Source organism: Clostridium saudiense (genome assembly GCF_000577815.1).
GTDB lineage: Bacteria > Bacillota > Clostridia > Clostridiales > Clostridiaceae > Clostridium > Clostridium saudiense.
This window is the reverse complement of sequence record NZ_CBYM010000019.1, coordinates 1-20,693: the sequence shown is the minus strand read 5'-3', so window position 1 is coordinate 20,693 and position 20,693 is coordinate 1. Positions and strand designations below refer to the sequence as shown.

Sequence of the window (20,693 nt, the reverse complement as noted above, 5' to 3'; positions counted from 1 at the left end):
CCTCTATCTTAATGCAGCGCCTGCGATAACCATCTTTTGAACTTCAGAAGTTCCTTCATAGATTTCAGTTATCTTAGCATCTCTCATCATTCTTTCAACTGGATATTCCTTAGTGTATCCATATCCACCATGAATTTGAACAGCCTTAGTTGTCACATCCATAGCAACTTCAGCAGCAAATAATTTTGCCTTAGCAGCATCTACTGAATATGGAAGCTTGTTTTGTTTAAGCCATGCAGCCTTATATACTAATAGCTTAGCAGCTTCAATTTTTGTCTCCATTTCAGCAATCATCCATTGTAATCCTTGGAATGCTGATAAAGGTCTACCAAATTGTTTTCTTTCTTTCATATATTTAACAGCTTCTTCATAAGCTCCTTCTGCAATTCCTAAAGCTTGAGCAGCTATACCGATTCTTCCTCCATCAAGAGTTTTCATTGCTATACCAAACCCTTTACCTTCTTTTCCAATTAGATTTTCCTTTGGAACTACACAATTTTCAAATATAAGCTCAGTTGTAGAAGATGCTCTAATTCCTAACTTATCTTCTTTCTTACCAATTGAGAATCCAGGGAAGTCTTTTTCAACTATGAAAGCAGATATGCCTCTAGTTCCTTGAGACTTATCTGTCATTGCAAATACTATAAAGGTATCTGCTACTCCACCATTAGTAATGAATATTTTAGATCCATTTAAAATATAATTGTCTCCATCTAAAACTGCAGTAGTTTGTTGTCCCGCAGCATCTGTTCCTGCTCCCGGTTCAGTTAAACCAAATGCACCTATCTTTTCCCCTTTTGCAAGTGGAATTAAGTATTTTTCTTTTTGTGCTGGTGTTCCATTTTCATATAATAAAGAAGCACAAAGTGAAGTATGAGCTGAAACAATAACTCCAGTTGTTCCACAAACCTTTGATAATTCTTCAACAGTTATGATATATGATAATACATCTCCGCCAGCGCCACCTAATTCTTTAGGAAATGGTATTCCCATCATTCCTAGCTCTGCCATCTTCTTTACATTTTCCATTGGAAATCTTTCTGTTTCATCAATTTCAGCAGCTATTGGTTTTACTTCATTAACTGCAAATTCTCTAACCATTTGTCTTACTAACTCTTGTTCCCTAGTTAATCCAAAATTCATTGCTTTTTTACCTCCCTGCAATACCCTGTTTATGTGTATAGTTACAAGTAAATATGTAAAATACACTTAGCTTATATATTTAAAATTTATTAAATAACACCCTTTTTATAGTTAATAGTTAAGGAATAAATTCGGCATAGGCCAAATTTTAAAAATATATTTAAGAAACTCCATAAAGAGTTCCTACCAAAACTATTAACTCTTAACTATTCTTAAAGTTCTTTTCTCTTCTTTCTAAGAAAGCTGTCATTCCTTCAACTTGGTCTTCTGAATCAAAGCATTTTCCAAAATCATTTGCTTCGATTTCAATTGCTTTATCTATATCAACTTGCATTCCTCTATTAATAGCATCTTTACAATACTTAACTGCTATTGGTGCATTTGCACAAATAACTGAAGCCATTTTTCTTGCTTCTTCCATTAGGTTTTCTAATGGAACAACTTTATTAACTAAACCAATTCTTAAAGCTTCATCTGCCTTAATCATTGCACAAGTATAAATCATTTCCTTTGCCTTACCTAATCCAACTATTCTAGGCAATCTTTGAGTTCCTCCAAAACCTGGTGTAATCCCAAGACCAGCTTCTGGTTGAGCAAACTTTGCCTTTTCTGAAGCAATTCTTATATCACAAGCCATTGCAAGCTCACATCCTCCGCCTAAAGCAAATCCAGATATTGCTGCTATAACAGGCTTGTCTAAATTTTCTATTCTTCTAAATACCCTATTTCCTAAAAGTCCAAATTCTTCTCCACCCTTGGCATCTAAATCTTTCATCTCGGCAATATCTGCACCTGCTACGAAAGATTTTTCACCAGCTCCAGTTAATATTACACAATATACATTGCTGTCTTGTTCAATATTAGAAATTGCTAGATCTAATTCTCTTAATGTATCAGAATTTAAAGCATTTAATGCTTTAGGTCTATTTATTGTAACTATTGCTAAATTCCCGTCTTTTTCAAGAGTCACATTTTTCAACTCTTCTTCTAAAATTACATTTTTAATTTCCACAAATCCTTCCTCCCTTTTTATACCATAACTCCTCATAAACACCCTGTTCTTTGTTATATAATTAACAAATTAATTAAAAAAAATTCTCTTTTTCCCTTTTCTTTGGTTAGAAGATTCTGAATAATCACAACCTACTTATAATTATAATATCTAATTTTCTCATTTGCAATTAATATTTTCCTATTTGGTATATAAATTCCACTTTTTCAATCTTTTTCTTAGTATACGTTTACTATTTGAGTTTTATTCTCTTTGTTCATTTGTTAACATGCAAAAAATATATAAATTTATCCTCAATAAAGTATAAATTTTGAATTGAAAAAACACTTGAATTTATAATAATGAAATAGCAAATCAAAATTTTAGCTATAATAAAATTTTGATTTGCTATTTCGTCTAAACTATTTAATTATTTTATTCATCTTTCATTAAGTATACTAATGTTAATAAACTTTCAGAAAGATGTACATTTTCAACTTTAACGTCATTTGGTACAACTAAATCAACAGGTGCAAAATTCCAAATACCTTTTATTCCACCCTTCACCAAAAGATCACAAACCTTTTGTGCATTAATTCTTGGCACGCAAATAATTCCAATGTTAACATTACTATTTTCTAAATAACTATTTAATGTATCAATATCTCTTATTTCTACATCTCTTATCTTCATTCCGATAAGCTTTGGATTAGCATCAAATATAGCCTCTATAGATAGCCCTAATTCGGAGAATCTACTATAATTTGCAATTGCTTGCCCTAAATTACCAGCTCCTATAATGATTCCAGTATAGTCTTTATCTAATCCTAAAATTAAACTAATTTGTTTATATAATTCTTTAACATTATATCCGTATCCTTGTTGTCCAAAGTCACCAAAATTATTTAAATCTTGTCTTATTTGAGATGCTGTAAATCCTATCTTTTCACCTAATTCCTTTGATGAAATTCTATCTACATCATTTCTCATCAACTCTTTCAAATATCTATGGTACTTTGGTAATCTTTTAATTACTGCCATAGAGACACTTTTCTTCTTTTCCATAGTATATGAATCTCCTTAATTTATTCCAATAATTTCCCCATTTATTTAAACTTTGATAATATAATAACATACTTTTAACATTTTTTCTATTAATTTAATAATTATTGAAATTTTTTATTCACATTTCATTTTCTTATTTTATTTAATTATATTAATATTATCATAACAAATTATATAATGAAATTTTAATTTTTCATTTATTATTTTGACCTAAAAACAGAGACTTATGTATAACGTAGCAGATGCGTTATACATAAGTCTCATAAGCATTATATCAGATTTTAAACACCTCTGATATTGCAACAAGAATCAAAGTGATCTTGTACGCCATTCCCTTTTGCCTAAAATTTTCTGGACTTATTATATTATAATTAAAGCTTTATCTTTTGTCAATATTTATCGAATTATCCTCATTGAATTTAATACCGCAAGTAAAGTTACCCCAACGTCTGCAAATACAGCTGCCCACATATTTGTTAATCCAAAAATAACTAATATCATAACAGCTACCTTAATTGCTAAAGAAAAAATAATGTTTTGCCATAATATTTTACTAGTTTTTCTTGATACTCGTATGGCTTCTGAAATAGCTTCTACTTTATCTTTCATTAATACTACATCTGCAGCTTCAATAGCAGCATCTGATCCTACACCACCCATTGCAATTCCTATATCAGCTCTTGCTAGAACTGGAGCATCATTAATTCCATCTCCGACAAATAAAACTTTTCCATTTGCTGATTTTTTGTTTAGTATTTCCTCTACTTTATTAACTTTATCACTTGGCAATAATTCAGCATGAACCTCATCAATACCAATAGCTTTAGCAACCTTATCTGCAACTACTTTGCTATCCCCTGTAAGCATTATAGTTTTCTTAATTCCAACACTCTTTAATTCAGTTAATGCTTCTTTTACATTTTCTTTTACTTCATCAGAAATAACTATATTACCTTTATATTCTCCATCAATTGCTATATGAACTATAGTACCAATAGTGTCAACCTCATCATAAGAAATATTGTTACTCTTCATTAATTTAGAATTTCCTAATAGCACCTTTTTACCTTTTATTATGGCCTCAACACCATGACCAGCAACTTCCTTATAACTTTCAATTTCATTTTTATTAATTTCTTTACCATATGCATTGGCAATTGATAAGGCAATTGGATGATTCGAATTTGATTCACCAATAGCTGTTATTTCTAATAACTCATCTTCACTTATATTTTTAGCGTTTATATTTGTTACTTTAAATACTCCTTTAGTTAAAGTTCCTGTCTTATCGAACACTACTATTTCACTTTCTTTAAGTGCCTCTAAATAGTTTCCACCTTTAACTAGTATTCCTTTTTTAGAAGCTGCTCCTATACCAGAGAAAACTCCTAGTGGAATTGAAACTACTAATGCACATGGACAAGATACAACTAATAGTGATAATGCTTTATAAAGCCACTCTGAAAATGTTGCATCTTTAATCAAAAGAGGAGGAACTATAGCAACTATTATTGCAATAAAAACTACAATTGGAGTATATACTTTTGAAAATTTTGTTATAAATTTTTCTGTTGGTGCTTTCTTATTTGACGCATTTTCAACTAATTCTAATATTCTTGCAACTGTCGATTCACCATACTCTTTATTAACTTTAACCTTTAAAACACCATTGTCATTAATAGCTCCTGATAAGATTTCATCACCTGTCTTAACTTCTCTCGGTACAGATTCACCTGTTAATGCTGAAGTATCTAAAAAACTTGTACCTTCTATAACTGTACCATCTAAAGGAACTCTTTCACCTGGTTTAATTACGATAATCTCTTCTAAATTTACTTCTTCAGGAGAAACTTTAAATTCACTACCATTTCTCAAAACATTAGCATAATCAGCTCTAATATTCATAAGAGAAGAAATAGATTTTCTTGATTTATTTACAGCATATCCTTGAAACACTTCACCTATTTGATAAAATAGCATAACTGCTACGGCCTCTGGATATTCTCCAATGAAGAACGCTCCAATAGTAGCAATGCTCATAAGAAAATTCTCATCAAATACTTCTCCACGAAGAATATTTTTTATAGCTGTTAAAATTACCTCTCCGCCTATTGCTAAATAACTCGCTACAAATAGTATAATAGAAATTTTATTATTTCCATTGTATAATAAAGCAATTGCATATATAATTGCTCCAACTATTAATAGCCAATTATCTTTTAGAATTTCTATTTTCCCATTTGAACTCTCTTCTTTCTCATGGCTATGCTCATGAATTTTATCTTTACTACCCTCATGATGATCATTATCTTTTGAACAACAACTACTTGTACATGCTTTTGTCTTATTTTTTATTTCTTTATTATCTATTTTTTCTTCAACTTTTACATGTGGTTCTAATTTTTTTACTATTGATTTTATTTCATTTATTATTTCACTTTTTAAGTTTTCTTCCTTTATTTCAGCAGTTAATACTGTCGTAGAAAAATTTACTGTTGCTTCTTTTACACCATTTATTTTATTAACTTTATCTTCTATTTTATTAGCACAGTTTGCACAATCTAATCCGTTTAAAACTAATTTTATTTCCATGTATCTATCCTCCCATTAAATAAATTTAAAAAGTTTATTTTTTATTGATTTTAATCTTATTTATTCAGTAATATGGTGTAATCCTGCATCAAAAATTTGTTTTATATGCTCATCATCTAATGAGTAATAAATTACCTTTCCAGCTCTTCTAAATTTAACAAGTCTTGCTGATTTTAATACTCTTAACTGATGTGAAATGGCCGATTGACTAATATTCAATAAAGCTGATAAATCACATACACACATTTCTGATTCAAATAATGAACATATTATTTTAATTCTTGTGCTATCTCCAAATACCTTAAACAGTTCTGCTAAATCATATAATATTTCCTCTTGTGGTAATTTATCTTTAACTTCTTCAACTACATCTTTATGAATAATATTACATGAACAACTTTCAACTTTATTTTCCATCATAATTTCACTCCTTAGTTTATATTATTTGTATTTAAAATTATTTTATTGATTTTAATACTCTTTCTTTAACGCAAACATATGAATAATTGTTCATATGTTTATATTTCTATTATATGCTTATCCTAGTAATTTAGTCAACTTTTTTTGTAAATTTAAGGACTTCTTGATTTTTATTTGAAATCTATTAGTCTTTTTAAGGTTTAATATATAAAAAAAGGTAGGAAATCACCTACCTTTTCAATTAATATGATCTAAGCTATATCTTTTAACTCACCAGATCTATTTATATTTGCATTATTTTTACTTTTTTTATTTTCTATAAATTCAAAAATTACTTTTTTCAACTGAATTATTAAAGTTGGAATAAATGCAAGTACATAAATTGATACATATTGATTAAACGCTAAATTTTCAACTTCAAATAAATTTTGAAGGAAAGGTACAAATAGTACAGCATTTAATAATACTAACCCTACTCCAAATGCATACCACACATATTTATTAGAGAATACACCTAATTTAAATATTGAACCTTTACCTCTACAGTTAAATCCATGAAATAATCTTGCTAAACACAATGTTGCAAATGCCATAGTTGAAGCTGTTAATGGAGTTTCCTTTGGATTTCCTATATAAAAAGCAACCATTGTAAATATCGCAATTAATAATCCCTCAAATCCAATTCCTAATAAGAAATCCTTATTTAATATAGATTCATTTTTCCCTCTTGGTTTATCCTTTAATAAATCTCTATTTGATTTTTCCATACCAATTGATATCGCAGGTAAACTATCTGTTAAAAGATTTATAAATAGTAAATGAACAGCTGCAAAAGGCATTGGTAAAGCCATTATTGAAGAATATAAAACTGCAATTATTCCAGAAGTATTACCTGATAATAAGAATTTAATAGAATTCTTTATATTATTATATATACCTCTACCATTTGAAACTGATTTAACTATTGTTGCAAAATTATCATCTGTTAATATTACAGATGCAGCATCTTTAGATACTTCTGTACCTGTTATTCCCATTGCAATTCCTATATCAGCTTGCTTTAAAGCTGGTGCATCATTAACACCATCACCTGTCATAGCAACAATTTGCCCCTTATCTTGCCAAGCCTTTACTATTCTAATTTTATGCTCTGGAGATACTCTTGCATAAACAGATATATGTTCAACATTTTCTCTCAATTCTTCATCTGACATTTTATCTATTTCTAATCCTTCGATTGCCCTATCTCCATCTCTTAATATGCCAATTTCTTTAGCAATAGCAGATGCTGTTATCTTATGATCACCAGTAATCATAATTGGCTTAATACCAGCTGTAATACAATCAGCAACAGCTTGTTTACTTTCTTCTCTTGGTGGATCAATCATTGAAATTAATCCTAAAAAAGTATAATCATATTCATCTTCTAATGTTAATTCTCTGACTTCATCTAATTGTCTATAAGCGAAAGAAAGAACTCTTAATCCACTTTCAGACAAACTTCTATTTACATCTAAAATTTCATTTTTATCTTCTAATGTTAATTCCCTAACCCCATCTGATGTCATAATATATTTAACTCTATCTAAAATTACATCAAGAGCCCCTTTTGTAAACATAATATTTTTACCATCTATCTTATGAAGTGTACTCATAAGCTTTCTATCAGAATCAAATGGAATTTCAGCTAATCTATTATACTCATTTCTTAAGTTCAATTCATCAATTTCAATATCATGCCCTAAATTAACTAATGCAACTTCTGTTGGGTCTCCTATTTCTTTTCCTTCTCTTGAGGTTGAATCATTACATAAAATTGAATTCTTAATTAGATATTCTTGAACCTTATTATCTAAGGAAATTTCTGAACCATTAATTAATTTTTTATCTACATAAACTTTTCTTACAGTCATCTTATTTTGAGTTAATGTTCCGGTTTTATCTGAACAAATAATCGAAACAGACCCTAATCCTTCAACCGCTCTAATTTTTTTAATTATTGCATTTTCTTTTGCCATCTTTTGAGTTCCTAATGCTAAAACTATAGTTACAATAGAACTTAATGCCTCTGGAATTGCTGCAACTGCAAGTGCTACTGCAAACATCAAAGAATCAAGTACTGGCATTTTTCTATATAGTGATAACCCAAATACAATTGCACAAATAGCTAATATTATTATTGCAAGTTTTTTACTAAAATCATCTAAGGTAACTTGAAGTGGAGTTTTCTTTTCTTGAGTTTCATCCATAAGAGTTGCTATTTTACCTATTTCAGTTTTCATTCCTGTATTTGTAACAAGTACTAAGGCTCTACCATAAGTTACTAATGATCCCGAAAACACCATATTCTTTTGATCACCTAATGCTACTTCTTCTTTATCAATTTTCTCTGTAATTTTATCTACACTTAATGATTCACCAGTAAGTGAACTTTCATTTACTTGAAGCGAATAACTTTCAATTACTCTTCCATCTGCTGTAATTAAATCTCCAGCTTCTAAAACTAAAATATCACCTGGCACTACATTTTTTGAGTGAATCTCAATCTTACTTCCATTTCTTATAACCTTTGCTGATGGTGCTGATAATGCTTTTAGTGAATCTAATGACTGCTCAGCTTTAAAGTGTTGAACTGTTCCTAATACTGCATTTAATATAATTACAGCAAAGATTACAATAGTACTTTCAACATTATTACTTAACATAGAAATAATTCCTGCAGCAATTAAAATGAATATTAATAAATCTTTAAATTGACTTATAAATACCTGTAATACACTCTTCTTTTTCTTTTGATTTAACTCATTCAATCCATACTTACTTATATTTTCATCTACCTGCTTTTCATTTAGTCCATCTTTTGAAACATTGAATTTTTCTAATATTTCTTCTGTTTCAATTGAAAAATATTTTGACATTGTACATCCTCCCTTATTTATATAATATATCTCTCTTTTTTATAAATAAAAAAAGAGACTCTTAATATAATCCTCAACTTAAGTTATTCTTTACTTAAGGATTATATTAAAAGTCTCGTAACCAAATTGGTATATAACACCAGGCCTATGCCGCGATTGTTGATGTTATATTTTATACTACTCCCCTTTAACAGGTTATTTAATTTCTATATGAGTTATTATATACCTCTTATCATTTATTGTCAACAATTCCCACATAATATTTTTATATATTTTATGACTAGTTTATATCTATTTATAAATATTTATTTGTGAATATTCATAAAAATATTCTTTTTGCATAATTATGAATATATTATATTTAATATATTGTATTTTTATGGTACAATTAATTCATAAACCTACCAGGCAAAAATAGGTTTAAAACAGAGGTAGTCTGCTAGTGCCTCTGTTTTTTCTTTTTATCTCAAAATAGTTTTAAGTTTTAATTTTATTTTTGTAAACGTTTAAAGGAATTTTAAATTCTTTATAGAATATATATGTATAAATACATTTATTTATGGTATTTAGGGTGTATTAAAAATTTTTAAGTGAGGGATTTAATATGGAAGGTATTTATAAACACAATAAAGATTGTTTCGATGTTTACATCAATGATAGAACTACAACAGATACAGATGAATTTTTAGGAAAGGTTTTAAAATACCTAAAAAATAATGGTTTTTCAGTTTCCTTAAAAGGTTTCGATAAATATAATCGTCCATTAGTAGAAATTAATGGAACTCTTCATACAGCAGATAGAAATGCTGCTTGCTGCCTTGTGGAAAGATTTATAAATGTAAAAAATGAAATTAATTTAAATGAAGATTCAGAACGATATAATAAAATAGCTAGCTTTATCCAATAATAATTTCTAATAAACTGACCCTTCTGTTGCTTTTACTGCTTCAGAAGGGTCCATTTATTTTTAATTACATAAGATATTGAATTAATAATGTTGCTAATCCTAGGAAGAAGAAGAATCCTAAAACATCAGTAAATGTTGTAACAAATATTGATGATGCTAGTGCTGGATCTACTTTAAATTTCTTTAAAACAACTGGTACTAAATATCCAGTAATAGTCGCTACTATCATATTTAAAAGCATTGCTACTGATATAATTATTCCAAACATGAAGTTTCCTTCCCAAATATATCCTAATACACCAATTATGAATCCAATAACTACTCCAGTTACTACCCCTACTCCAATTTCTTTAAAGAATACCTTTTTCATATTCTTAAAATTAAGTTCTCCTAAAGCTAATCCTCTAACTATGATAGTAAGTGTTTGAGTTCCTGCATTTCCGCCCATTCCTGTAACTATTGGCATGAATGTAGCTAAAGATACAACTGCTTGGATTGTTCCTTCAAACATTCCAACTACTGCTGCAGCTAAAATTGCAGTTACTAAATTTACAATTAGCCAAGGTAATCTGCTCTTTACTGAATCTTTTAATGATCCATCAACCTTTTCACCTTCGTCAACACCACCTAAACGATGTATATCTTCTGTAGTTTCATCTCTTAAAATTTGCATAACATCATCAAATGTTACTACTCCAAGTAATCTATTTGAATTATCAACTACAGGCATAGTTAAATAACCATACTTTTCAAATCTATGACCTACTTCTTCTTGATCTGTATTATAAGGTATTCCTTCTATCTTTGTATGAATGACATCGGATATTCTAGTATTAAAGTTTTTAGTAACTAACTCCTTTAATGATATTACACCTTTAAGCTTATCAAAATTATCTACTACATATAAATCATAAATATTTTCATTTTCTTCACCATATTTTTGTAAATATTTCAATGTTTCTTCTACTGTCATATTTTCTTTAAGTGCTACAAATTCTGTTGCCATGATACCTGCTGCAGTATCTGGATCATAACTTAATAATTGACGTACTTTTCTTGCATCTTCATCTGTCATCTTTTCTAATATTTTGTTAGCTTTTTCTTCATCTAACATACCTAATAAATCCGTTAATTCATCAGATGACATTTCCTCTACAATATTTTTTTGTTTATTTTCTGAGAACTCCATTAAAATTGAATACTTCTCTTCATCATCAGCTTCATCAATTATATCTGCAATTAAACCTTCTGGTAATCTGTATAAAATATCCTCTTTATCCTCTGGATAATCTCGTAAAACATCTAAAATATCTACCGGGTGTATGCTTTCCACATATTTAATAATACTTGCTTGTGGAGCATGTAATAAAAATTTTCTTAACTCATCTTTATTCATATTTAATTTCATAGCATTTCCTCCTAGTTTTTATACATAGGAAAAAAGCCATCTTTACTTATAATTTTAATGATATATATCCAATTCAGATTATTAGCTACATATCATTAGAACTATATAAGATTGTGGTATAAATGACTATATTCCAATGTATCTTATATTTAGTTTTTTCAATAATTAAATTTTCACTCAGATAAGGGTCCATTTAATACCACCTCCTAAAAATACAAATAAAAAAGACTTTTTGTCTCTACAACAAAAAGCCTGCTACTCACTTACTTCTCAATTTGTAGAGCTTTAGCACTATAAAGCGTAGACATATTCTTCAGTCAGCTACATTAAAAATCACCTTCGCGATGATTTCTGTTGACCCATTGGAATCTCTGGATTTTTCTGGGCAGCAGCATTTTTCTTTATAGGAGCCTCACCTAACAATCTTTATTAACTTTCATTATACTTATATAGTATTCTTATAATTTCAATTTGTCAATTTTTTAAAATGTTTATTGAAAAATTTATAGAATATTAATTATCTTATATAAATTCAATTATACCTTTTCCTAATTTACCAATTCTAGCTAAAGAATACACATCATATCCTTTTTCATCTAAGATTGCTCTTCCTGGTTGGAATGATTTTTCTATTACAATACCAATTCCTCCAACTTTAGCACCAGCTTCTTCTACTAATCTTGCTGCTCCTAAAGCTGCTTCCCCGTTAGCTAGGAAATCATCTATTATTAATACATTATCATCCTTTGATATGTAATTTTTTGATAAAGTTAATTCATAATCTGTCCCTTTTGTAAATGAATGTACAGTAGTTTGATATACTTCACCATTTAATATTTTAGAACTTTGCTTTTTTAATGTAACCATTGGAAGCTCCATTTGCATAGCTGTCATTACAGTTGGTGCAATACCTGAACTTTCAATAGTAAATATCTTTGTAATTCCATGATTCTTATAGTATTCTTTAAAATATGTACCTATTTCATACATTAATCTTGCATCAACACCATGATTTAAAAATGAATCAACCTTTAATACGGTCTCACTTAATGCTCTTCCATCTTGTAATATACGCTCTTTTAAAATTTCCATTGCATTCCCTCTCCTAAACTTACTTAAAAAAAATAACACCTCTAAATATTTAGAAGTGTTGTACATTCTCTATACATATAATTCAAATATAATAACAACACCTCGTAGTCTACTGTTTTACGGTCAGTAGGTAGAAACTTTCGGACCAAATTACCGATTTTATACGAGTATTTTAATAAATTCACTTATTCGTATTATACCACGAACATTAATTTTGTAAATATATTTTTAATTTGTATTCATCAATGTTTCTAAAAGAGTTATACTATTCCTTTTAACTCTAAAAATATATTATTTTTTAACTTCACCTAAAAAAACTATAATTTAATACTTTTCACAAATTTAATTTCTAAATTAAAAACATAGAATTTTATCTAAAAGACCTTATCAAATTATTTATGTAATTCTTAATCACATCTTAATTTGATAAGGTCTATTTATTTTAATATCTACAAATAATTGTTGTATAATCTTCTATATTTTCATAAATAGCTTTAGCAACGCTATATGGCATATTTACACATCCATGAGAACCATTTGTCTTATATATTGATCCTCCAAAGCTACTTCTCCAACTTGCATCATGAAGTCCTATTCCTCCATTAAACGGCATCCAAAAACTTACTGGTGAAGCATATCCATCTCCTCTTAGTACATAATCTTTAGCCTTCCAATCTAATTTATATACACCAGCAGGTGTTGAATGGCCCTGACTAACATTACCAGTTACTACATCTCCTTGAGTAATAACTTCACCATTTTTATAATATATTACTGTTTGATTTGTTAAATCTACTTCAACAAATGTATTAAGAACATATTCATCAGTTGCTTTTGGTGTTTTAAATGTTAATTCCTTTGTATCTGTACCACCACCTTCTATAGCAGAAGTAATATCAGCTATAGCTGTATCTCTATCTAAATAATAAATTCCTGGTGTTGTACTTATTTTTATTGTTTCTCCTGACCATCTAGTAAATGTTCTTGTGCTACCTATATTATCATACTTGTCCCCTAATTGATTTACATACTCTCTAATACTATCTTCATTTAAAGATACATTAAAATCATCATCAATTATGATCCATTGATTAATCATACTTCCATCAATAACTTCTGAACTTTCATTAATATTAAGTGTTACTTTAGCATTTACATACTTGTCAGCAGTCTTTTTCGCTTTAGTAACAGCTTTTGATTTAGAAGTATAAGTTGGATTTTCATAACAACCTTCATCATCTAAATTCAATATAGAATTTACATTTTGAATATTATTAAATATCTTTGAATTTAATTCATCAATCTTAACTTTATTACCAATATCTTCTTTTACTATTTCATACTCTCCATTTGCATAATTAAGACTAGCATTAACAGGATTTGTTACATTACTTTCATTAAGAGCTTCTAAATTTCCAATAGCTTGATTTAATAAACTTTCATCATAAGAAACTCCTTCAGACACATCATAATTCTTATGTTGGAATATTGATGCTATCCATAAAAATGGATTTTGTTCATCTAAAATATTATTAATAGCTTCAGTAAAATCATATTTTAAATTAATAGCTTCTCCACTTATTGTTTCTGTTTTATCATTTCTTTCTTCTAAAGTAAGTACATATTCATTTGCCTTATTTGCCATTAATTCTTGAGCTGATTTATTACTTTTTCCTGAAATACTTACGCTATTAATTGATGTTCTAAAGAAGAAATGACTATTAAAATATAATGCCATTAATAAGTAAACTCCTAAAATACATGCTAAAATACTTGCAGCAATAATTAATCCCTTATCGCTATTCTTTTTAACTTTACTTTTTGGTGTTTTTATTTCTTTATCTAATTCAACCGTTGCCATTTTAGGGTTATTTTCTATCTCTTTACTTTCTATATCTTTATTGAAAGTATTATTATCTTCTAAAATTTTGTCTATCTCATTTATATACTTTTCATAATCATTAATATTCATCTTATTTGCAAAGTTCTTAATACTTTCTTTTGCTTTAATTATATCTTCATTTGTATCTATACTTAATGTTGCATAATATTCATCTAATAATTTATGCTTATATTCATGGATATTATTATATCCTAAAAATTCTCCCAAATGTTCTATTTGATTTTCTTCATCACCATATTTATATAGTAATGCCTTATATATATTTTCATTATATGGATTAAGTTTTATTATTTCTTCTATGGTGTTAGTTTCTTCATCTTTAGGAATCTCATCTTTTAGCAAAGCTTTTATTAACTCATTGGATTTTTTTATATCTTCTGTTTCACTATACTTATCTACAGAATCAACATTATTATCATTTAAAAAATCAATAATTGCAAAATTAATATTAAATATACTTTCTATCATTGAGTTTATAAGCTTGTCTAATATTTTTTTTGGAATTGTGCATCTATCATTTTTATTATCTGTTTCTATATCCTTTTCCTTTATTTCGAAAGGTGTTTTTATTAAATCTGAATTAATATTTAATTTAGATAATATTAAATTCTCATTGCTATCTTCATCATGTTTATTTTTAATTTCATCTAAAGTCTTTCCCCAAGTGCAGTACTTATTGAAATAATATTCCTTAAAAAAGGTATCATTATCTATATCGCTTATTTCAAATTCTTTTATAATATTTACTGCTATTTTGATATAATTACTTAAATAATTATACCCAAAAGTTTCTCCATCTTTCTTCAACTGATCTAAATCATTAAATCTATTTATACATTCATTTTTAAATGTATCAACTGACTTAAATGCTTCTTGAAGAAACCTTTCTCTTATCTCATTTAATTTAACAAATTTGCTTGAAAAATCGATATCCCCATTTAATATCCTAAAGTTCATACTGCCTCCCATACTTTTAGCACCAAATTTATTAATGCATTATCCCCATTTTTTATTTTTTCACCTTTCATAATAATATTATTCTTTTGTTAATTTATTACAATTTTAACACATTTGTTAATTAATTGGTATCAATATTTTAATTTAAACTTATTTAGCTCTAAAAAAATAAATGACTAAAAGCATAACCTGCATAAATAAATGCAAAATTCCATATTGTAATTCCTATTGTTGAATATAATGAAAACTTAAAAAAATTTACTTTAAATGTACCTACAACTATAGATATTAGTGTTCTAGCTACAGGAATAAGTCTAGATAAAAATATACCTAAATCTCCATACTTTTCTATATATTTAAATGTTTTATCAATAGGCTTTTTCATTTTAGGAAATTTATTTTCAATCTTATCTATAATGGGATTTCCACAATAATAACCTATTGCATATAAGCACCAACTTCCAAGTAGTCCTGCTATCACTGATGTAATAAGTGTAAATGGAAAATTTAGTCCTCTTGATTTTATAAGTATTCCAGCTGCTGGCATTATAATCCCTGCTGGTAATCCTGGTAAATTTAAATATTCTAAAAAAACTATTCCAGCCAAAAATAAGTAACCATATTTATCCATATATGATAATATATCATTAATATTAATCATTTTTCCCTATCCCTTCTATATAATTATACAGAACAAAAAATTTTAGTAAAGTTTACTAAAAAATTTTTAATTTATATTCTAAAAAATCTCTTTGAACCTTATCTTTTCCATTAAATTTATACTATATTCATTTATATAATAATTCTTTTAAAATAAAATAATTCCCTGTAGAATAAAAAACTTTAACTTTTATTCTACAGAGAATCTATAATTTTAATACTTTTATGCAGTTACGATATTATTTTCTTCTTCAATTTCATCATTAATCTTATCTTCTTTTAAAACTATATTTAATACTAAAGCTACTATAGTTCCAATAGAAATTCCTGATGAGAATACCATTTTTATTCCTTCTGGTAATTGTCCTATAAAATCAGGTCTAAATGTAACTCCTAATCCTAATCCAAAAGAAGTTGCAATTATTAATAAATTACGTTCTGTAAGCTTTACTTTGCTTAATGTCTTAATTCCTGCAGCTGCTACAGTACCAAACATAACTATACCAACTCCACCTAAAACTGGTTGTGGAATTTGAGTTATTAATGCAGCAATCTTAGGTAAGAATCCAAGTGCAACTAATATTATACCTGCCATAACAGCTACATGCTTACTTGCAACCTTTGTTAACGATATAACTCCAACATTTTGACTAAATGATGTATTTGGGAAAGAACCTACTATTCCACCAATAATACTTCCTACACCATCTGCTAATACTCCAGCACCAACTTGTTCTTCTTTCATATCTATATTAGAACTTTCACCAACAGCCTTTAAGCATCCAACTGTTTCAATAGTTGTAACAAAGTATGCTGGTAAAAATGCTATTACTGCCTTAAAATCAAACTTAACACCATATTCAAATATCTTAGGAATAGAAATCCAACTTGCTTCTTTAACTGCATTAAAATCAACCATTCCTAATGGAATACAAATTATATATCCAATAATCATTCCTATAAGTATAGAAGCACTACTTACTATACCTTTTCCATATCTATTTAATATAAGAGTTATTACTAATACAATTCCTGATATTCCTACATTTTTTAAATTTCCATAATCAGCAGAACCTGATCCACCAGCAGCCCAATCTATTGCAACTGGTAATAAAGTTAATCCTATTAAACATACAACTGTTCCTGTTACTAGTGGAGGGAACAATTTCATTAATGGCTTTATAAAAAAGCTTAAAATTATTTCTAAAAATGCCCCTAAAATAGTTGCACCTATTATTCCTGGTAACCCTAAAACTGAACCAACAGAAATAGATGGTGATACAAAAGTAAAGTCAGTTCCCATTATACAAGCTACTCTAGATCCAACCTTTCCAATTCCCCTAGCTTGTACTATTGTTGCTAATCCAGATGCTAATATCGTTGCACTTATTAATGTTGTCGTAGTCTTAGCATCAAATCCTAATGCACTTGCTATTACTAATGGAACAACTATTATTCCTCCAAATGCCGCGAATATATGCTGAATTCCAAATATAAATTTTTTAGATAAACTAGGATTATCATCTACACCATAAGCTAGTTTAATATCCCCTATAGGACTTTGTTCTTTAATCATTTGTTTTCTTCCTTTCTTTCATGGAGTAATTTACAGACTTAAATTATAAAAAAATAAGCAACACTCAAATTAAATTTGAGGTGCTGCTTAAAAAAATAAAATTCTATTCATCATATGCAACTCCTCGTAGTCTGCTAATTTAAGGTTAGCAGGTAGAAACTTTCGGACCATATTACCGATTATATACGAGATTATTTACTATATAAATTCATTATAATACGAATGTTACTTACGGTCAACACAAACATTGTTTGTATTTTACTCATTCCATAACTGTGCTTTATAAATTCCTTTATGTCCAGAAATAAAAAATGATATTATACATACCAACATTGCAAATACAATGTTATTTGCTCTAAAAAGTTCTAAATACATCATAAAGCATGCTATTGGTGCATTAGTTGCTCCTGAAAATACTCCAACAAGCCCTAAAGCTGCACAAAATGCAAATGGCAAACCAAGTATGTGTGATAAAGTTGCTCCAAGTGTTGCTCCTATAACAAATAAAGGAGTAACTTCTCCACCTTGATATCCAGCTCCCAAGCACAATGCCGTTAATATAAGCTTAATAATAAATGCTAAAATGGGCACTTTTCCATAAAAAGCATCATTTAATAATCCTAAGCTTAAATTGTTATATAAATTATTTCTTAAAAACAACGTAGCTATTACCATTAAAGTACCACCAACAAATATTTTTAAATATTTATTTTTACAATACTTTATTAGTTTTTCATTAAACCAATGTGTCATATAAACAAATAATCTACTAATTAATCCAAAACAAATTGCTAATGCAATTACCTTTAAAACATTAATTATATCAACAGCTTCTTGTGCTGGTATTTTATAGTGACTATGTTTAACGCCTAAAAACTTCACAACAGAATTTCCCACTAAGGCTGAAACTATAGCTGGTAGCATTGAATTATAACTTAAACGTCCTATATTTGCAATTTCTAAAGCAAATATAGTTCCTGTAAGTGGAGTTCCAAAAACAGATGAAAAACCAGCTGCTACACCACTTATTAATAATACTTTTTTCTCTTCTTCTGAACTTTTTAAAGCTTTAGCTAATGAATTTCCTATAGTTCCACCTATTTGAACCCCAGTCCCCTCTCTTCCTACTGACCCACCAAAAAGATGAGTTAATATAGTTCCAAGAAAAACTAGAGGTGCCATAATAAATTCAATTTTTTCTTTACTTCCATTTATATTTTCAATTATTATGTTATTTCCTTTTTGTGAATTACCACCATACTTGCTATAAAGATAAGTCATAAACATTCCTGAAAAAGGAAGTACAAATATTAATGATTTATAAGCTAAATTTAAATCTATAGCTTTTTCTAACAATATCAAAAATACTCCAATACATAACCCTGAAATTCCACCAATTATTACTGAAACTAATGCTAGCTTTAATATACTTAGCTTGCTCATATTATTCACTCCATTTATATTTTATACTTATTAAAATTCCCTAAGTATAGAAATATATTTATTTAATTGCTGATAGTATCATTCATATTATAATAATGCTAAACATTAAAGCTTTCACATATTGCGCCTCATGTCCAACTCTGATATAATCAAAAATTGTAGGGAATGAAGTTCTCCCTTGATAATTATCAAAACCGCTTATTATAGCTAATGACTTCTACAACTTTTTTTGTTGTAGAAATCATTAGCTTTTTTTAATTTTTAACTTTATTTTTTCTATTTTGTAATTATAAAGTTTTAATATTAAAATTTAATTTCATTTTTGGAGGATTATTTATGTTAATTAATGTTTTAGTAATTATAATTAGCTTAATACTTATTGGAATATTAGCTAATTATAGTGGAAAATTAGTAGAGTTTATAAAATTACCATCACTTATAGGAATGATTCTACTTGGAATGCTTATAGGACCATCATTTTTAGATTTAGTTCCAAAATCAACCTTAAGTATATCACCCTATATTAAGGATCTTGCCTTAATAACTGTATTATTTATAGGTGGTCTTGGAATAAGTTTAACTCAAATGAAACAAATTGGTAGACCTGCTATTTTATTAAGTATAATTCCTGCAACCTTAGAGGGTCTTACAATTGCAGTTTTATCCATGATATTTCTAAAATTCACATTTGTTCAAGGATCAATTTTAGGTTTTATAATTGCCGCTGTAAGTCCAGCTGTTTTAGTTCCATCAATGGTTGATTTAATTAAAAGAAAAATAGGACAAGATAAAGCAATTCCCCAAATGCTTTTAGTTGGTGCTTCTGCTGATGATACTGTTGCAATAACTTTATTTACGACCTTTTTAGGAGTATATATGTCTTCTGTTAATGGAAGTTCTATTTCTATTGTAAATGAACTTATAACAATTCCTATTACTATTGTTATAAGTATTTTAACTGGTTTATTGCTTTCCGTTTTAACAAAAAAGTTACTAAGATCAATTAATCATAATAGTTTAAGAGTTATTTTCGCCATTACAGTTTGTTTACTAATTAGATTGGTAGAAAATACTTTCCACTTAAAGCTGTTTAATTCTTTATTAAATATAATGATTTACGGATTCTTTTTAAGAGCATTTTTAGATGAATTAGCTCTTAAAATTCAAGATGGAATAAATATTGTATGGAAATATGGAAAGATATATTTATTTGCTTTTGTTGGTATGGCCATTAACCCTTCTCTAGTTGGAGAGTATTTATGGATTGGAATATTAATGCTAAGTATATCTCTAACTGTTAGATCTATAGGTGTTGCTATTTCTTTAATTGGAACTAATTTATCTTTTAAGGAAAGAATATTTTGTATTATAGCTTATTTACCTAAAGCAACTGTTCAATCTGCCAAAGCTGGAATACCTCTTCAAATGGGTGTTGTAGGTGGTGAAGTTATGCAAGCTATTGCTATCTTAAGTGTATTAATTACTGCTCCTATTGGTGCTATCGGAATTAATCTCACTTCACCTAAACTATTAAAACAAAAGGCTTTGTTTTAAAATAGTGTTGAAATTAGCATAACATAATAGGATGTCCATTTGGACATCCTATTTGAATCGCAAT

The 20,693-nt window shown here is 28.1% G+C and carries 14 protein-coding genes and 4 riboswitches; of the genes, 2 read left to right on the top strand and 12 right to left on the bottom strand.

Annotated elements, in window-relative coordinates:
• Positions 1-3: 3 nt before the first annotated feature.
• The 6 genes from TY07_RS10310 to TY07_RS10285 form a co-directional block, all read right to left on the bottom strand.
• The gene (locus TY07_RS10310) at positions 4-1,143 is read right to left on the bottom strand and encodes an acyl-CoA dehydrogenase (RefSeq protein WP_042399166.1); all 1,140 of its coding nucleotides are present in this window, start codon (positions 1,141-1,143) and stop codon (positions 4-6) included.
• A gap of 202 nt (positions 1,144-1,345) precedes the next feature.
• Positions 1,346-2,155 (bottom strand): short-chain-enoyl-CoA hydratase, encoded by an 810-nt coding sequence (locus TY07_RS10305; protein ID WP_242833252.1) that lies wholly within the window; start codon positions 2,153-2,155, stop codon positions 1,346-1,348.
• 414 nt (positions 2,156-2,569) lie between these two features.
• The gene (locus tag TY07_RS10300) at positions 2,570-3,199 is read right to left on the bottom strand and encodes a redox-sensing transcriptional repressor Rex (protein ID WP_042399163.1); all 630 of its coding nucleotides are present in this window, start codon (positions 3,197-3,199) and stop codon (positions 2,570-2,572) included.
• A gap of 396 nt (positions 3,200-3,595) precedes the next feature.
• Positions 3,596-5,791: a heavy metal translocating P-type ATPase gene (locus TY07_RS10295; protein ID WP_042399160.1), complete on the bottom strand. Its 2,196-nt coding sequence runs from the start codon at positions 5,789-5,791 to the stop codon at positions 3,596-3,598.
• A gap of 60 nt (positions 5,792-5,851) precedes the next feature.
• Positions 5,852-6,211: an ArsR/SmtB family transcription factor gene (locus tag TY07_RS10290; protein ID WP_394805632.1), complete on the bottom strand. Its 360-nt coding sequence runs from the start codon at positions 6,209-6,211 to the stop codon at positions 5,852-5,854.
• 251 nt (positions 6,212-6,462) lie between these two features.
• Positions 6,463-9,129 carry a cation-translocating P-type ATPase gene (locus tag TY07_RS10285; protein ID WP_042399157.1) on the bottom strand — a complete coding sequence of 889 codons (2,667 nt, stop codon included), beginning with the start codon at positions 9,127-9,129 and terminating at the stop codon, positions 6,463-6,465.
• Between the two features lie 604 nt (positions 9,130-9,733).
• Between TY07_RS10285 and TY07_RS10280 the strand changes: the two genes are divergently transcribed.
• Entirely contained in the window at positions 9,734-10,036 is a 303-nt protein-coding gene (locus TY07_RS10280) for a hypothetical protein (protein ID WP_042399154.1), read from the top strand.
• A gap of 64 nt (positions 10,037-10,100) precedes the next feature.
• Here TY07_RS10280 and mgtE read toward each other — a convergent pair whose 3' ends face one another.
• The 6 genes from mgtE to TY07_RS10250 all read right to left on the bottom strand — a co-directional run bounded on the left by mgtE (position 10,101) and on the right by TY07_RS10250 (position 19,075).
• Positions 10,101-11,444, bottom strand: a complete 1,344-nt coding sequence (gene mgtE / locus TY07_RS10275; RefSeq protein ID WP_042399153.1) for a magnesium transporter — start codon at positions 11,442-11,444, stop codon at positions 10,101-10,103.
• A gap of 267 nt (positions 11,445-11,711) precedes the next feature.
• Positions 11,712-11,875: riboswitch (M-box (ykoK) riboswitch) on the bottom strand.
• A 91-nt stretch (positions 11,876-11,966) separates the two neighbouring features.
• Positions 11,967-12,536: a xanthine phosphoribosyltransferase gene (locus tag TY07_RS10270; protein ID WP_042399150.1), complete on the bottom strand. Its 570-nt coding sequence runs from the start codon at positions 12,534-12,536 to the stop codon at positions 11,967-11,969.
• Between the two features lie 85 nt (positions 12,537-12,621).
• A riboswitch (purine riboswitch) is annotated at positions 12,622-12,723 on the bottom strand.
• Between the two features lie 255 nt (positions 12,724-12,978).
• Positions 12,979-15,396 (bottom strand): L,D-transpeptidase family protein, encoded by a 2,418-nt coding sequence (locus TY07_RS17825; RefSeq protein WP_052330692.1) that lies wholly within the window; start codon positions 15,394-15,396, stop codon positions 12,979-12,981.
• 160 nt (positions 15,397-15,556) lie between these two features.
• Positions 15,557-16,057 (bottom strand): DedA family protein, encoded by a 501-nt coding sequence (locus TY07_RS10260; protein WP_172676143.1) that lies wholly within the window; start codon positions 16,055-16,057, stop codon positions 15,557-15,559.
• A 222-nt stretch (positions 16,058-16,279) separates the two neighbouring features.
• Positions 16,280-17,632 carry a uracil-xanthine permease family protein gene (locus TY07_RS10255; protein ID WP_042399147.1) on the bottom strand — a complete coding sequence of 451 codons (1,353 nt, stop codon included), beginning with the start codon at positions 17,630-17,632 and terminating at the stop codon, positions 16,280-16,282.
• 107 nt (positions 17,633-17,739) lie between these two features.
• Positions 17,740-17,841, bottom strand: a riboswitch (purine riboswitch).
• Between the two features lie 49 nt (positions 17,842-17,890).
• The gene (locus tag TY07_RS10250; RefSeq protein ID WP_042399145.1) at positions 17,891-19,075 is read right to left on the bottom strand and encodes a chloride channel protein; all 1,185 of its coding nucleotides are present in this window, start codon (positions 19,073-19,075) and stop codon (positions 17,891-17,893) included.
• A 152-nt stretch (positions 19,076-19,227) separates the two neighbouring features.
• Positions 19,228-19,302: riboswitch (Fluoride riboswitch) on the top strand.
• 109 nt (positions 19,303-19,411) lie between these two features.
• Here TY07_RS10250 and TY07_RS10245 point away from each other — a divergent pair.
• Positions 19,412-20,629 carry a cation:proton antiporter domain-containing protein gene (locus TY07_RS10245; protein WP_198133992.1) on the top strand — a complete coding sequence of 406 codons (1,218 nt, stop codon included), beginning with the start codon at positions 19,412-19,414 and terminating at the stop codon, positions 20,627-20,629.
• Positions 20,630-20,693: the final 64 nt, after the last annotated feature.